10 protein-coding genes, 2 tRNA genes and 8 pseudogenes are annotated in these 14,992 nt (G+C 43.1%); 12 read left to right on the top strand and 8 right to left on the bottom strand.

Going from position 1 to position 14,992, the window contains the following annotated elements; all coding sequences use genetic code 11:
- Window positions 1–530 (top strand): alpha/beta fold hydrolase (locus ACYRY3_RS01150; RefSeq protein ID WP_460199998.1); only part of this gene is annotated, 530 nt, incomplete at its 5' end.
- Here the strand turns inward: ACYRY3_RS01150 and tsaD are convergent.
- Complete coding sequence (gene tsaD, locus ACYRY3_RS01145; RefSeq protein ID WP_460200000.1) at window positions 531–1,565, bottom strand: tRNA (adenosine(37)-N6)-threonylcarbamoyltransferase complex transferase subunit TsaD; 1,035 nt, start codon at window positions 1,563–1,565, stop codon at window positions 531–533.
- A 257-nt stretch (window positions 1,566–1,822) separates the two neighbouring features.
- Here tsaD and dpsA point away from each other — a divergent pair, with 257 nt between their 5' ends.
- Both dpsA and ACYRY3_RS01135 read left to right on the top strand, forming a co-directional pair.
- A complete protein-coding gene (gene dpsA, locus ACYRY3_RS01140; RefSeq protein ID WP_460199997.1) occupies window positions 1,823–2,377 on the top strand; it encodes a DNA starvation/stress protection protein DpsA in 555 nt (184 codons plus the stop codon).
- Between the two features lie 481 nt (window positions 2,378–2,858).
- A pseudogene (locus ACYRY3_RS01135) lies at window positions 2,859–3,068 on the top strand (carbamoyl phosphate synthase preATP-grasp domain-containing protein); the annotation flags it as partial.
- Here the strand turns inward: ACYRY3_RS01135 and ACYRY3_RS01130 are convergent.
- From ACYRY3_RS01130 to ACYRY3_RS01115, 4 genes and pseudogenes are all read right to left on the bottom strand, one after another.
- The gene (locus tag ACYRY3_RS01130; RefSeq protein WP_460199996.1) at window positions 2,981–5,344 is read right to left on the bottom strand and encodes a non-ribosomal peptide synthetase; all 2,364 of its coding nucleotides are present in this window, start codon (window positions 5,342–5,344) and stop codon (window positions 2,981–2,983) included. The pseudogene ACYRY3_RS01135 and the gene ACYRY3_RS01130 sit on opposite strands and share 88 nt — an antisense overlap.
- A 78-nt stretch (window positions 5,345–5,422) precedes the next feature.
- A pseudogene (locus ACYRY3_RS01125) lies at window positions 5,423–6,064 on the bottom strand (bestrophin family protein); the annotation flags it as partial.
- 14 nt (window positions 6,065–6,078) lie between these two features.
- Window positions 6,079–7,161: pseudogene (locus tag ACYRY3_RS01120) on the bottom strand (NADH-quinone oxidoreductase subunit M); the annotation flags it as partial.
- Between the two features lie 261 nt (window positions 7,162–7,422).
- On the bottom strand, window positions 7,423–7,602 hold the full coding sequence (locus ACYRY3_RS01115; RefSeq protein ID WP_460200001.1) for a hypothetical protein: 180 nt from the start codon (window positions 7,600–7,602) through the stop codon (window positions 7,423–7,425).
- Here ACYRY3_RS01115 and ACYRY3_RS01110 point away from each other — a divergent pair.
- Window positions 7,574–8,788 (top strand): annotated as a pseudogene (locus tag ACYRY3_RS01110) (DNA-directed RNA polymerase subunit beta'); the annotation flags it as partial. The gene ACYRY3_RS01115 and the pseudogene ACYRY3_RS01110 overlap by 29 nt on opposite strands.
- A gap of 12 nt (window positions 8,789–8,800) precedes the next feature.
- Window positions 8,801–9,076, top strand: a pseudogene (locus ACYRY3_RS01105) (hypothetical protein); the annotation flags it as partial.
- Here ACYRY3_RS01105 and ACYRY3_RS01100 read toward each other — a convergent pair.
- Window positions 9,037–9,240, bottom strand: a complete 204-nt coding sequence (locus tag ACYRY3_RS01100; protein ID WP_460199999.1) for a hypothetical protein — start codon at window positions 9,238–9,240, stop codon at window positions 9,037–9,039. The pseudogene ACYRY3_RS01105 and the gene ACYRY3_RS01100 sit on opposite strands and share 40 nt — an antisense overlap.
- 176 nt (window positions 9,241–9,416) lie before the next feature.
- Between ACYRY3_RS01100 and ACYRY3_RS01095 the strand changes: the two genes are divergently transcribed.
- The 6 genes and pseudogenes from ACYRY3_RS01095 (at window position 9,417) to ACYRY3_RS01070 (ending at window position 12,070) form a co-directional block, all read left to right on the top strand.
- Window positions 9,417–9,563 (top strand): hypothetical protein, encoded by a 147-nt coding sequence (locus ACYRY3_RS01095; RefSeq protein WP_460199995.1) that lies wholly within the window; start codon window positions 9,417–9,419, stop codon window positions 9,561–9,563.
- A 280-nt stretch (window positions 9,564–9,843) separates the two neighbouring features.
- Window positions 9,844–10,575: a hypothetical protein gene (locus ACYRY3_RS01090; RefSeq protein ID WP_460199994.1), complete on the top strand. Its 732-nt coding sequence runs from the start codon at window positions 9,844–9,846 to the stop codon at window positions 10,573–10,575.
- Window positions 10,569–11,054 (top strand): annotated as a pseudogene (locus tag ACYRY3_RS01085) (ATP-binding cassette domain-containing protein); the annotation flags it as partial. The gene ACYRY3_RS01090 and the pseudogene ACYRY3_RS01085, both read left to right, overlap by 7 nt.
- 124 nt (window positions 11,055–11,178) lie before the next feature.
- Window positions 11,179–11,261: transfer RNA gene (locus ACYRY3_RS01080), tRNA-Tyr, on the top strand.
- A gap of 80 nt (window positions 11,262–11,341) precedes the next feature.
- A tRNA-Thr gene (locus tag ACYRY3_RS01075) sits at window positions 11,342–11,413 on the top strand.
- A gap of 273 nt (window positions 11,414–11,686) precedes the next feature.
- On the top strand, window positions 11,687–12,070 hold the full coding sequence (locus ACYRY3_RS01070) for a helix-turn-helix domain-containing protein (protein ID WP_460199993.1): 384 nt from the start codon (window positions 11,687–11,689) through the stop codon (window positions 12,068–12,070).
- A 167-nt stretch (window positions 12,071–12,237) separates the two neighbouring features.
- Here ACYRY3_RS01070 and ACYRY3_RS01065 read toward each other — a convergent pair whose 3' ends face one another.
- On the bottom strand, window positions 12,238–13,029 hold the full coding sequence (locus tag ACYRY3_RS01065) for a DUF5331 domain-containing protein (RefSeq protein WP_460199992.1): 792 nt from the start codon (window positions 13,027–13,029) through the stop codon (window positions 12,238–12,240).
- Window positions 13,030–13,059: 30 nt separating this feature from the next.
- Window positions 13,060–13,539, bottom strand: a pseudogene (locus tag ACYRY3_RS01060) (P-loop NTPase family protein); the annotation flags it as partial.
- 336 nt (window positions 13,540–13,875) lie between these two features.
- Between ACYRY3_RS01060 and ACYRY3_RS01055 the strand changes: the two are divergent.
- A pseudogene (locus ACYRY3_RS01055) lies at window positions 13,876–14,934 on the top strand (transposase); the annotation flags it as partial.
- Window positions 14,935–14,992 lie beyond the last annotated feature (58 nt).

The raw sequence follows: 14,992 nt of genomic DNA, 5'->3' as shown, positions 1-14,992 counted from the left end.
GTATTAACTCAGGTGGTGGTATTTATCTCAAAGAAGCCTTTGAGCAATTTCGCTCAGCAGGTCAACGCTTTTTGCAAGTTCGTCCTCGATGGCTCAGCCAAGTTCCTCTGATTGATTTGCTGTTTACTAGAGCCAATGTAGCGCGTCCTCTAGAGCGTAATTGGGCACGTCAACGAGTGATTGACTTTGTGGTGGCAGATCCAGAAGCTGCGTTGGGATCGCTTCTAGATTCTACAACAGAAGAAGAAATCAATTGTTTGCCTCAATTGGTTTCTCAACTGAAGCAACCGGTGTACTTTGTTGCTGGTGCAGAAGACAAAGTCATGGAACCCAAGTATGTTCGCCATTTAGCTAGCTTCCATCGATTGTTTCAATACTGTGGTGACAATGTGATAGAAATCGCCAATTGCGGTCATTTAGCAATGTTGGAACAACCGGAAGCAGTTGCAGACCATGTGCGGTCTCTTGTTACCGATCGACGGTTAACACTCAACGCCCAACACTCAACAACTGCTACTCTTGATTCTTAACTAGTTTTGGTACAACGACTTAACTTGAGTCAGCGCTAGTCTGGACTGAACGCCTAACGCCAGTGAGGAGGTGTGACCCCGGTTGAGGTGGTCAGCTGCGGCACACCCAATCATAGCGGCATTATCAGTACAAAATTTCAGGGGAGGGAATAGTACGCGCAGTTGATGGGCTTCTGCTGCTTGTTGTAAATGTTGTCTCAAACCACTGTTAGCTGCTACGCCTCCACCAATGGCAATGGTAGAAAGATTGTAGTCTAGAGCACACGCTATTGTTCGTTTGGTGAGCGATCGCGCCACAGTTTCTTGAAAACTAGCTGCTAAATCTGCTACAGGTACAGGCTGTCCTTCTTTTTCAAACTGCTGCACCAGTCGCAACACTGCCGTTTTTAAACCACTAAAACTGGCATCATACCGATGATACCCCCCACCAGGGAGAGAAACTCTGCCTTCTGGGAGTGCAAACGCTTGTGGATTCCCTTCCTTAGCCAATTTGTCGATAACTGGTCCTCCGGGATACCCTAGCTGCAATAAACGGGCAACTTTGTCGAAGGCTTCACCTGCTGCATCATCACGTGTTGCTCCCAAAGATTCATATTCACCACAATCTTTAACATAAATTAAGCTTGTGTGTCCCCCTGAAACCAACAAACTTAAAAAAGGCGGCTCTAAGGTGGGCTCGCTCAGGTAAGACGCGTAAATATGACCTTCTAGGTGATGAACTCCCAAAAATGGCTTGTTGTGTACTACAGCCAGGGTTTTGGCAGCAGTAAGCCCCACTAGGAGTGCGCCTACGAGCCCAGGGGAGCAAGTTGCTGCAATGCCATCTATTTTTCCCCAATCGAGTTCCGCCTGTTCTAGGGCTTGCGAAATAGCCCAATTGATTGTTTCTAAATGTTGCCGGGACGCTACTTCTGGTACAACTCCGCCATATTGCTGGTGAACTGGGATTTGCGAGGCAATAATACTACTACAAACTTGACGATTGTTAACAATTGCCACGGCGGAGAGGTGCCGCAGGCGGTGGGGTTTTTCTATGCATTTTGATATAGAACCGGTATTAACACTTATTCTTCACATTTTCCGAACCCTATAGCACTGTTTTTAAGGATTGTCAGTGTTTTAAATCACTTTTTTGTGGACTAACGTAGAAGTACATAAAATTCCATAAGAAATTCTTTAAATAAAAAATTAAAATTCTTTGATGTTGATAAGGCTTGCTATCATTTTTTAAATGTTAAGATGTAAACACCAAAGCAGTTAAAAACTGCGACTGCCAGAAAGCGAGGAGAACAATGTCAGAAACGCAAACTGTGTTACGAAATTTTGGTCATGTTTATGACAATCCTGTCCTCTTGGACAAAAGTGTAACTGAGCCAGTTTGTGAAGGGTTTAATGTCCTGTTAGCCAGTTTCCAAGCACTGTACTTGCAGTACCAAAAGCACCATTTTGTAGTTGAAGGCGCAGAGTTTTACTCCCTGCATGAGTTCTTCAACGAAAGCTATGGTGAAGTGCAAGAACACGTTCATGATATTGGAGAACGCTTGGATGGACTGGGCGGAGTACCAGTTGCAACCTTCAGCAAACTAGCGGAATTGTGCTGCTTTGAGCAAGAAATCGATGGGGTCTTTTCTGCCCGTCAAATGGTAGAAAATGATCTCAAGGCAGAGCAAGCAATTATCGGTGTTATTCGACGTCAAGCCGCACAGGCAGAAAGTTTGGGCGATCGCGCTACACGCTATTTGTACGAAAAGATCCTGTTAAAAACTGAGGAGAGAGCTTACCACCTGGCTCACTTCCTTGCTAAGGACAGCTTAACATTGGGTTTTGTTCAACCTGCTTCAAACTAAAGCACTCATAATTATAGAGCGATCTCAACAAAAGCGAGAAAAGCGACAAGCACTCGTTCTTAAAAAAGTATAAGAAATGGCAGAGAGGCGTTTTCTAACCTTCTCTGCCATTTTTCATAGAAATCTACAAAAAAACATAATATTTAATTTCAAAAAATCTTCAATAAGCTAGTTAGTAATTATTCTTATTTAAAATATCAAAGAATGTTAAGGAAAAAGTCAATTCTTATTGGAGATGTTATGCAAAAAAAGCAACCTCCTTGTTGTTGAGAAAAATATTCACTGTAAATGGAAAAAACTTGCAAAAAAGTTATTGGTCATCCGTCATTTGTCATTCGTCATTGGTGATGAGTCTTTCTGCCTCTATCCCCTATCCCCCATCCACTTCTGTCAGAAAACCTACAAAAAGCGGCAAAATAAAAATCTGTAACACCCTTACAATAATCAAGACTTATATTCTCTGTACTCTAAGGCAACAACTATGCCCCGCCGTGATGACATCAGGAAGATTCTGCTGCTAGGGTCTGGTCCAATAGTGATTGGACAAGCTAGTGAGTTTGACTATTCTGGCACCCAAGCTTGTAAAGCACTGCGCGAAGAAGGTTACGAAGTGGTGTTGGTCAACTCCACTCCCGCCACGATTATGACCGACCCAGAAACAGCCGAGCGCACGTATATGCGTACTACAACTACAGTTTCTCTTACTGCTGGGTGCTGGCTGATAATTGCTTCAATTTCTCCCAGTTCAATGCGGAAACCACGGACTTTCACCTGGTGGTCGATACGACCAATGTACTCTATCTCTCCATTGGGTAGATAGCGTGCTAGGTCTCCTGTTTTGTAGAGACGCACACCTTCTTTGCTAAAGGGGTTGGGAATAAATTTTTCAGCAGTCAGTTCAGGACGGTTTAAGTAGCCCCTACCTACTCCCACACCACCAATATAAACTTCACCCGTTACACCTACAATAACAGGGTTAAGATACTTATCAAGCAGATAAATCTGGGTATTTGCAATTGGGCGACCGATGGGAATTGTCTTTTGGTCGGTAAGACTATCTTGACACTGCCAACAAGTGACATCTATGGCCGCTTCTGTTGGACCATAAAGATTATGCAGTTGGGCATCAAGTCGATCGAAGAAGCGTTGTTGAAGTTTGGCTGGCAATGCTTCACCACTTGCCATCACCCGCACCAGAGACTGACATTTTTCTAAACCTTTTACTTCCAGAAACGTTTGCAGCATTGATGGTACAAAATGTAAGGTTGTAATTTGCTGCTGTATAATTAAATCGACTAGATAGCTGGTATTCCGATGTCCTTCTGGTTGAGCGACAACTAAACGCGCACCCGTCATCAACGTCCAGAAAAATTCCCAGACTGACACGTCGAAGCTGAATGGTGTTTTCTGCAAAACGCTGTCTGTTGCCGTTAATTGGTAAGCGTCTTGCATCCAAAGTAAGCGATTGCAGGCTCCCTGATGGGTGTTCATTGCACCTTTTGGTTTTCCTGTAGAGCCAGAGGTGTAGATGAGGTAAGCAAGGTTATCGCCTGTGATGTCACATCCAGGATTTTCCGTGTTTTCATTGACGATTAGTTCCCAGTTGCTATCGATGCAAATGACTTTAGCTTTGTGAGATGGTAGACTTTCTACTAAATGCTGTTGTGTTAACAATACGCCTGGTTGAGAGTCTTCTAACATATAAGCCAAGCGTTCTTTGGGATAGCTGGGGTCTAGCGGTACGTATGCGCCACCTGCTTTGAGGATGGCTAACAGTCCGATGATCATATGGAGCGATCGCTCTACACAAATCCCGACTAATACTTCCGATCCTACTCCCAGCTTTCGTAAGTAATGCGCTAGTTGATTTGCTCTTTTGTTGAGTTCACAATAGGTCAACTGCTCATCTTCAAACACCAAGGCTATAGCATCGGGTGTACGCTCTACCTGAGCCTCGAATAACTGATGGATGTATTGATGTTGAGGATACTCAACTTCTGTATCATTCCATTCCAACAGCAATTGATAGCTTTCTTGCGAAGTAAGTAAGGACAAATCTCGAAGTTGCTGTTCGGGGTTCGCAACTATACTTTCCAGCAAAGTCTTTAAATGCCCTAGTATTTTGGTAATAGCCGCACTATCAAAACGACGAGTATCATACCCAATCGATAGCAATAAATCTGAACTAGGATATACGAGTACCACAGAGTCCATATCAAATCCGGTATTGCAAGATGCAGCTTTTGCACTCACAATAGTTCCATTTGCAGGGCTTAGTTGGAAGTCGGAGCCATTAGCTGCCAAGCTGCTGCATTTCATTTTTTTGTTGAGCTTGACCCCGATTGTTAAACCACCGCAACCCGATAGAACTGATTGTAAAGCCGGTAGTTTTGGATCGGTAATAGAGGCCGTACCACCCTTGAAAGCGAGTTTGTATCCATTTTGTGATGGAGAAAAAGTTGTAAAGTGACTTACGAGCAACAAATATTCATGGTCCTTTTTCAAGGTAGGCATAGAACTAAAGGTGGGATAAGCATCTCCGGCACAATTGACCAATGTTGTTCCTTGGGCAGAAGCTCCTGTAATGCCCGGACGGCCCGACCAGTTGCAGGCTACAAATAAAGTACCGTTGGTAAAAACGGAGTTAGGGTCTAATCCGGTGATATCAAAAATTTGCCAATCGTAGTCGTCGGCTAAATCATTTGGAATGATTTCAAAACCTAAAGTGCCGGCTTGATAGCAAGTAAACTTGTACCAAAAAGGGTTTTGATCAGTGAGCGTAGCATTGGTGCATGGGCTTGGAATGGTTTTACCTCCGCAATAGGGAACGGTGCTTTGGGTGAAGGTGTCGACCCCACAAACCGGAAAAGCGGTACTTGGGTTCTGTCCCAAATTTGTACAAACTTGGGCACGGCTGTTATAGAAACTAAGGACTATTAATAAGAATATGGATATGCGTTTCATCATGATATAAGACCCGCAAAGGTACTGGTTTGCTGCCTTACCTGTGTAAAGTAGGCGTTAAACCCGGTAATGGCGGAAAAATCATGCCAAACACTCTTCAATATTGCGGGTAATGGTTCCTACGATCTTTTCAAGTGGTAAATCGTTTTCGTCGCCACCAAAAGGATCCTCAATTTCTTCTGCAATGAGTTCCAGACTTGCTAACACAAAGAAAATGAACAATACCACTGGGATGGCCCAAAATTCTAAATTGAATACATATCCAAATGGGAGCGTTACGCTATAGATAAAGATGAACTTCTTGATGAATACACTATACGAAAGCGGACTGGGGGTGTTCTTGATTCGTTCGCAGGCCCCGCATGTATCGGTAAAATTATTAAGTTCATTGTTCAACATCAATAGCTGCTCGGGAGTAATGATGCCCTCTTGTTGTATACGAAACAATCGTTTGGCGATAAGCATGGCTACTTGATTTGGCAAGTGTTTGCTGTAATCAAGGTTTCCGAGCTCCGGATGGGCTTCACTGTCTAATTCCAATCGAGTTGTTTCGAGGGCCAAATGCGATTTTAAAATTTTTGCATAGAGTGGGATGGCTTTTCTGAAAAAATCGCGGTGCTCTTTGTGTGTGACCGGAATCAGCGCATTTATTTTGATGGCCATGTTTCGGCTGCTATTCACCAAGCCGCCCCATAATTTTCTTCCTTCCCACCAGCGATCATAAGCAGTATTGGTTACATGAGGGTGTGGGTGCGGTCATAAGTTGCCCCTACAAGGAAGAACAAACTTGCCCCAATCAAACCGTGGGAAACCATTTGTAGCATTGCTCCATTCAAACCCAGGTCGGTAAAGGAAGCAATACCAATAGCCACAAAGCCCATGTGAGAAATTGAGGAGTAAGCAATTTTCCGCTTTAGGTTACGTTGGGCAAACGATGTCAACGCGGCGTAAATAATATTTACGATGCCCAAAATTACTAAAACTGGAGCAAACAAAACATGGGCATCAGGTAGCATCTGGGCATTCATGCGAATTAGAGCATAACCGCCCATTTTCAAGAGCACACCTGCCAGTAACATATGTACGGGGGCTGTCGCTTCACCGTGAGCATCTGGCAACCAAGTGTGTAACGGGAAGATAGGAAGTTTGACGGCATAAGCAATAAAGAAGCCAGCATAAAGCCAAAGTTGCAGATTGATTGCGTAATCTTTAGCAGCAAGGGCTTGCATATCGAAGGTAACATTACCTCCGTGAAAGGCCATCGTCAAACCAGCGAGTAAGATAAACAGCGAACCACCAGCAGTATACAAAATAAACTTGGTTGCCGCATATTGCCGCTTCTTACCGCCCCATATTGAAAGCAGAATGTAAACTGGCACCAATTCCAGTTCCCAGACTAGGAAGAATAGCAGTATATCCTGTACGGCGAATACGGCAATCTGACCGCCATACATTGCCAGCATCAAAAAGTAAAATAGTCTGGGCTTGAGTGTCACGGGCCAAGCAGCTAGCATTGCTAGCGTGGTAATGAACCCAGTCAAAATAATGAGGGGCATAGACAAACCATCTGCCCCTACCGACCAGTTCAAACCAATTTGTGGAACCCAGCTATAACGCTCAACAAGCTGCAAATCTGGATTGGAGAAGTCGTATCCGGTATAAAAAGCGTAAACAATCAACGCAAAATCTATCAACCCTATGATAAGGGCGTACCAGCGTACTGTTTTGCCATCTTTATCTGGGATGAAGGGAGTTAGCAGTGACGCCGCTATCGGCAAAAGAATAATCGTCGTCAGCCACGGAAAATTTGCTGTATTCATCACTAAATCGTCTGTCAGCAACAATAATGTTCGGCTATCAACTACTAGCTATTTACTAGCAGTTTTTGCGGCTTTTGCGCTTCATTCTTAGGTTGATTTAACAAAACAAAAAGGATGAAGGGGTGTAAAAGCTTCCTTCATCCTTTGAATACACGAGCCATTTGTCCCTTGTCCCTTATCCTTTCTACTCACAAAGGACAAATGACAAATGACAAAGGACGGTTCAAACTCAAAATTTACCTTTTTACCGTGTAAAATGTATTAGGTTACACCAAAAACAATCACTAAGCCCAATACAGCCCCGAAGACAATTAGGGCGTAGAATTGAGCGCGACCATTTTCCAAATATTTTAGACCTTCACCACTGACAAGGGTGAAAAAGCCAGTGAGGTTTACAGCACCATCAACAACGCGGAAGTCAGTTGACGCTTTGATTGACAATGGTCGTCGGGGATGGACGGTTGTGGGAGCAAATAACAGACCTCTGAAGTCTTTATCCGACATTATTGAAGGTAAGCAAGGGCGATTCCGACAAAACTTGCTGGGTAAACGGGTTGACTACTCGGGACGTTCCGTAATTGTGGTGGGACCAAAACTGAATATCCACCAGTGCGGTTTGCCAAGAGACATGGCAATTGAGTTATTCCAACCCTTCGTTATTCATCGACTGATTAAGAGCGGTATGGTGAATAACATTAAAGCCGCGAAAAAACTTATATCTCGTTCCGATCCAAGTGTCTGGGATGTTTTGGAAGAAGTGATTGAAGGACACCCAGTTTTGCTCAACCGTGCGCCAACCCTACACCGTTTGGGTATCCAAGCTTTTGAACCAATTTTGGTGGAAGGAAGGGCAATTCAACTGCACCCGCTTGTCTGTCCGGCGTTTAACGCTGACTTTGACGGTGACCAAATGGCGGTACACGTACCACTATCTTTAGAATCTCAAGCGGAAGCACGTTTGCTGATGTTGGCTTCTAATAACATTTTGTCACCAGCGACTGGGAAGCCTATTATTACCCCCAGCCAAGACATGGTGTTGGGATCGTACTACTTAACAGCAGAAAATCCCAATGCTACAAAAGGTGCGGGGCGGTACTTTGCTTCTCTCGATGACGTGATTATGGCTTACGAGCAACAGCAGGTGGAATTGCACGCCTACATCTACGTGCGATATGACGGTGAAGTAGATTCGGGTGAAGCAGATACAGAACCGGTAGAAGTGACAACAAACGATGACGGCAGCCGGACATTGCTTTATAAGTTCCGCCGCGTTAGAGAAGACCAAGAAGGAAATGTCCTTTCTCAGTATATTCGGACAACAGCAGGTCGCGTTATTTACAATAAAGCGATTCAAGAAGCATTAGCTAGTTAGTCATTTGTCCAGTGTCATTTGTCCTTTGTAAAGACACTTGACACTTGACTAATGACCAGTGACCAATGACCAAGGACTAAATAACCAATGACAGAAAAAATGATTTTCCGGAACCGTGTTGTTGATAAGGGACAACTGAGAAACTTAATCTCTTGGGCGTTTATACATTACGGCACGGCGCGGACGGCAGTGATGGCGGACAAACTCAAGGATTTGGGTTTCCGCTATGCGACAAGGGCTGGGGTTTCTATTAGTGTTGATGATTTGATGGTACCGCCTTCTAAGAGAGCGCTCTTGGAAGCGGCTGAAGCAGAAATCCGCGCTACTGAAGAACGCTACCAGCGGGGAGAAATTACTGAGGTTGAGCGCTTCCAGAAGGTTATTGATACTTGGAACGGAACTTCTGAAGCTCTCAAAGATGAAGTTGTTACCCACTTTAAAAAGACCAATCCTCTCAACTCCGTGTATATGATGGCATTCTCTGGAGCACGGGGTAATATTTCTCAGGTGAGGCAGTTGGTGGGGATGCGGGGACTGATGGCCTCTCCTGCAACAATTGTTACTCCATCAGGTGCAACAGCACAGCAGAACATAGCACTATCGCCAATAAAGCTGGTAATTTCCTGTCTGTTGACTAAATCCCAAACTTTCAAAGCATTGTCATAACCCGCAGAAATTGCCTTGCGCCCATCAGAAGTGACTGCGATCGCATTAATATTGCAGTACGATCGCGAGAAGTCGATATTGCCCGTTTACCAACGACAACTCGATTCGGCTGGAGCTGGATGATAAATGACCGACCCTTCGGAGTTACTTACGATACTAGACCGCATTCTCAATGGCTATATCTTACGGTTAGAAAGGATGAAGTAGGAGAACAGCCATGAGTCAGTTCGATAATCTATTGCGTGAAGATGCAGAGTATGTCTTGAATTTGCCTGAACACTTAGCTACAATACGTTCAAAAATATCGCTTAAGTTTTGGTTGGAACTCATTTGCGTCTACACAGATTTTATATTTTGCGATTAGGTGGACATTCCCAACAGCAGTGCTACCTCAAGGCAAACTGCTAATAACATCCTTATGTATTATTTTAGGAACATATGTCATATTACTAGGTGCAGATTACTTAGATTCACCAAAAATAATGGATAAAGCTGAAGGTATAGCTATTGGTGATGGCGCACAAATAATCAACAGAGACATGAGAGACCGTTGAATATCTAGCATAAACTAAAAGCATTGAACAATCGCGATCGCCATGAGTGATAAATAATCTGTATAAATTATTGCGCTGCTAGGAAAAAATATGGTAATGGATGTAGCAACATTAGCTAAGGATTTAACAGAGTTCCTAACTCCTGTCATACCTTTTTTAGTAGAAACAACCGAAAGGGTTGCTGCAGGGGAAGCTATAAAAAGATTAGGTGCTGCAGGGTGGGAGCAAGCTAAAGCCCTATGGGAAAAACTTAAACCCAGCATAGAAGCCAAACCCAACTTGCAGGAAGCGGTTCAAGACGTAGCACAGAATCCCAAGGATGAGGACGCACAGGTTTCATTGCGTCATCAATTGACGAAACTATTGAAACAAGATGCGGTTCTTGCTGCAGAAATAGCAAAGATTTGGCAGCCTCAAAACCCATTGCAGATAGGAAAATATAACTTCAATATTGGTACAGCTAAAGACTTAGCCATCGGCGATAACGCACGGTTAGTTAAGCCCACATTTAGCGGGAATGTCGAGGGTAGCTACATCGGCGTGGCTGGCGGTGATGTCGAAATTACTACCTCACAGCCTTCTGGCGTTGATATTCGGTCAATGTTTGAACCCATCTTGAATCGGGTTCGCAGACGAGCAGCAGACCCTAATGTAGATATTACTGAAATTGTTAGTTTCATTGAGAACATCCGCAATGAAGTGGGATTGGGTGAAAAAGCAAATCTCGCGAAACTGGGGCGATGGTTGAAAAATCTAGCTGAAATTGCACCAGATATTCAAGAACCGATCGTTGCCATTTTAGAACGCCCTCATCCGAAGTAGACGTTTTCAACGGAACTTTACTGGATAACCTCATGTATGGCAACCCCAATGCCACCTTTGAGCAAGTGGAAGAAGCCTGCAAAATAGCCAGACTTGATGAAGTTGTACAGCAACTACCTCAAGGCTATCACACGGTTGTGGGAGAGAGAGGAGTCAGACTTTCTGGCGGACAAAGACAGCGCCTGGGAATTGCTAGAGCGTTAATAGTAGAACCAGACGTGCTGGTTTTTGACGAAGCCACTTCCAGCTTGGACTACGAATCAGAGCGTTCAATTCAACTAGCAATGCGCTCAATTTTAGGAACCCGCACCACAATTATCATTGCCCACCGTCTGAGTACAGTACGGGAAGCAGATAAAATTGTGGTTTTGGAGCAAGGCAAAATTGCGGAAGTTGGCAGTCACAATGAACTTTTGCGCCGAGAAGGAATTTACTACCGCTTGCACTCCTTACAGGAAACAGGGGAACTTGTGAGTTAGTAGTTAGTAGTTAGTAGGTAGTAGGAAAACCACTATCCACTAACCACTATCCACCCCAAAATTTTTTTCAAAAGCCCTTGCAATTCCAAATGCTTGTGCTAATATTAGTAGACGTGGGCAGCACGGGTCGGTGTCCGAGTGGTTAATGGAGGCGGACTGTAAATCCGCTGGCTTGCGCCTACGCTAGTTCGAATCTAGCCCGGCCCACCTCATAATTGGATTTTGGATTTGCGATATGATAATAGTCGATCCAAAATCCATACCTAAAGATAAAATAAAAGTGTTTCGCCCGTGTAGCTCAGTGGTAGAGCACACCCTTGGTAAGGGTGAGGTCATGAGTTCAATCCCCATCACGGGCTTTTTGAAAGCATAGGAAAATAAATGATGTCGCGCAAGATGCATAAGTCGGCTGTATTGTACCAGTATTGCCTGAGACATATCTAGTTGCATGGAACCTGCATAACAGGATTCCTTATCAATCAACGTCAGTTTATAAACTGCTTTTATAGCACAGTACTCGTTTTTTGGCTCGTAGTAAGTACTAAATGAGAACTCACCCTACATCAGCCTGTAACCCCAATGACTGGGATTGATAACACTTATCTAGAATAATAGGTTGTACGTTTGTAGATTTGGATAAGTACTATTTCTATATTGAACAACAAGAAGCGCTAGCCAAGTCGTTTGGTTGTGCTAGATGGTATTGGAATTATGCTTTGCACCAATGCATTCAACACTATGAACAAACAGGTAAATCATTACCGATGAAGACTTACAAGGGGATGTTACCTCAATTAAAGGTTGAACATCCCTGGTTAAAGACTGATTGCTACTCTTCTGTCCTACAATGTGTTGCTATCAATCTAAACAAAGCATACACAAACTTTTGGTTCTTTCGTACATATTGTGCTAAATTGTTAATTCCAGTTGATAAATTTGCTTTAATATCAAGGCTTACAGGCGCTTTTAGTCTAAATTTTCAGCCATCCGACCGTTTTGCAAAGCTACGCAGCTAATGGGGCAAAAAGTATGATAATTTCCGGTTTCGCACTCAAAAGTTAAAGCTTCTGGTTGAGCAACTGTCATTTTGGTGTTTTCTCCCCTCGATTTTTAAATTAGGAGTCATTTGTCATTCGTAAATACAAAGGACATTCATACAGAAAACAAATGACTCACTTGGTTATTAATTGCTGGGGAAGAGACTGGCAATTTCCGAATCATCCAAATCACCAGATGATAAGTCTTCCCCTAAGAACATATCGTTATCCGCGTCTTCCTTCTTAGTTGCGGATTCATCACCCCAGACATCTGATAACACGTCAGCAAATTCATTACCAGAGGTTGATGCAGTCGATCCAAAAGCTGTACTTTCCTCATCCTTCATATCACCAAAGGATATATCGCCAAAATCATCAACAGCATCTACAGCAAGTGTCTGGTTTGAGCCATTGTCTGTATCGTTATCTAAGGAATTATGACTAACCCCATTTAAAACTTCTGTTGGCTGATGATTGGCTGAAGTCACATCATCCACTGTTGTATTGAGGATCATGAGGGTTTCCTCATCGGTATCCAGTTCCATCGCTGCTACCGAAAAGCCATTTTCATGAGAGTTTGTCAAAGTTTTGTTATCTGATAGATCGTCATCAGATGACTCGTCCTCATTTATCTCTGTCTCGACTTTCGGAATAAAGCGATTACCGAGAGCAATGTCTGGGTCAAAATTTAACTCCAGAACCTCAATTAAAGTATCAGCATCAGGATTCAATCTAGAAAAGGGCAGCATCAACTGCGCTAACTTTGGTTCCAGCGCGTTAGCAACTCCCAGGATGAGGTAAGAAGGCGGTCGTTTACCACCATCAGGAGTGTAAACCGACTCCACCTGCATATGGAGAGTAATCCAGTCACGGTTAACTTGGAAAAATTGTAACCATTTTTGTTTTAGAGATTCCGTAAAACTATGAAAGAAAGCCATATTGTCCCCCATCCTGGAACTTAAAATGATTTATACAATCATTAAGTCTAATTCTTCTTCTTGATTAGGAACCTGTGGTTTACTCGGATTTAGATAAAAATCAGACAACAAAGAAAATAATTCACGGTCTTGAGCATCATTTGGCACAACACCTTCCGGTCTTGCTAGAATTTGGTCTGCAATATTCAGATAGTAATCGCAAACGTAGTTGAGGCAGGGGTCATTTTCTGCCATTTCAAACAGAGTTTTGCCCTTCACGCGAGAAACTCGGATATCTTCTATCAAAGGCAAAACTTCCAAAACGGGCATGGGGACTGCTTCAACGTATTTGTCAATTAAGTCGCGCTTCGAGGTGCGGTTGCCAATTAACCCAGCCAGACGCAGTGGGTGAGTCCGAGCTTTTTCCCTAACTGAAGCAGCGATGCGATTGGCAGCAAACAAGGCGTCAAAGCCGTTATCGGTAACAATCATGCAATAGTCAGCATAGTTCAGGGGCTCACATCTTGCACCTGTACGAGTAAACCGCAAATAAGCTTACTTACAGCACATAAATTTAAGACTAAAAGAAAGAATGTCTTAAGTGATAGATAGATAGATTTAGTACTTAAAAAGCCGTGATAGTACATAAAAGCTTGCTTGTTAATTGCAAAAAAGCCAGCTTTAATCATAATGATAATCATGACGGGGTTGAGGAGGATAGGGGAGCGTCGCTCCCCTATCCTCTCCGGTAACTATAATGATTATTGTTACCGGGATTTCTGTTTTTTAACTTCGAGTTTTGATTTGCAGACGTACCCCAAAACATGAGAAAAAAGGCGTGAAATGTATTCGTAAATTAGCAAGACAATGCTTGTCCATGCCCAAGAACTAGTTTATAGCCTAAAAGAGTTGATGCCCACGCAGTACCAAAAAGATAACCTAGAAGCAATGCTTTCATTATTCTTAGAGGCACAAGGACACCCATTACCCGAATACAGTAAGGCAAAATCTCCTAGCGCACTAAGTCGATTTTTAAATATCAATCCTTGGTCAACACGGGAGATGATTCGTATTGTTCGCTCCTCAGTATTACAAACAGTTTTAAAAGCGTTAGCGTTACCTGACAAAGGACGCAAACCATTTTTACAAGTAATAATTGATCTCACAACTCTTGAAAAACGTGGGAAATTCAAAGACTTTAGCGATTTAATTAGAGTTTATAATGGTAAGCGTGGTTTACATCTGGTCGTAGTTTATTTAGTTATAGGAAAGTGGCGTATTCCTTGGAATTTCCGTATTTGGAGAGGTAAGGGAACTCCTTCACCTGCACAACTTGGACTGAAACTGGTTAAACGTTTACCTCAATCTTTAACTAAACGCTTTGAGATAATTATCTTAGCTGATACAGCTTTTGGCAGTATAGAATTCCTTGAGGGTGTACGTCGGCTTAAATATCATGCTGTTACTGGTTTAGCTATTAACCGCAAGTTAAGTGATGGTAGAGTTTTACGACATTTACACAAACAAGGTCAACAAGTTCGTTTATTTGGTTTAAAGTTTCCTGTTACCGTTTCTTGGTATTACCTAAAGCGTGATAACGGCAAACTAGAAAAGCGCTTTGTCTTGTCTACCCGACCCATTAAAGATTCAACTCTTAAGTGGTGGGGTAAGCGCCGATGGCAGATCGAAGGATGGTTTAAAACTGCAAAGCATCGCTTCGGCTTACATCGTTTTGGTCAAGGGACAACGCTTGGTATGTATCGGTGGCTCATCCTTTCTCTCACTGCTTACCTCATAGCCCATTGGACTTATCTTCATCTTCAGGAAGCATCACCACCTGATTGGGGTCAGGCTGCACAAACAGCACTTGAATCTATTTTCTCTCAAATAGTTGTGTCTCATATGTTACTTAATATTGAACGCTTAGCACCCCTTGCACGTAGTTGTGGTTTTGACATTCAAATTTCCAGGTGCAAGATGTGAG

This window comes from Scytonema sp. NUACC21 (genome assembly GCF_054684315.1).
This window is presented reverse-complemented; position numbering and strand designations above follow the sequence as displayed.

Coding starts and splice junctions, on each gene's coding strand:
- dpsA (WP_460199997.1), top strand. CDS start 1,823: ATGTCAGAAACGCAAACTGTGTTACGAAATTTTGGTCATGTTTATGAC.
- ACYRY3_RS01130 (WP_460199996.1), bottom strand. CDS start 5,344: ATGATGAAACGCATATCCATATTCTTATTAATAGTCCTTAGTTTCTAT.
- ACYRY3_RS01095 (WP_460199995.1), top strand. CDS start 9,417: ATGAGTCAGTTCGATAATCTATTGCGTGAAGATGCAGAGTATGTCTTG.
- ACYRY3_RS01090 (WP_460199994.1), top strand. CDS start 9,844: ATGGTAATGGATGTAGCAACATTAGCTAAGGATTTAACAGAGTTCCTA.
- ACYRY3_RS01065 (WP_460199992.1), bottom strand. CDS start 13,029: ATGGCTTTCTTTCATAGTTTTACGGAATCTCTAAAACAAAAATGGTTA.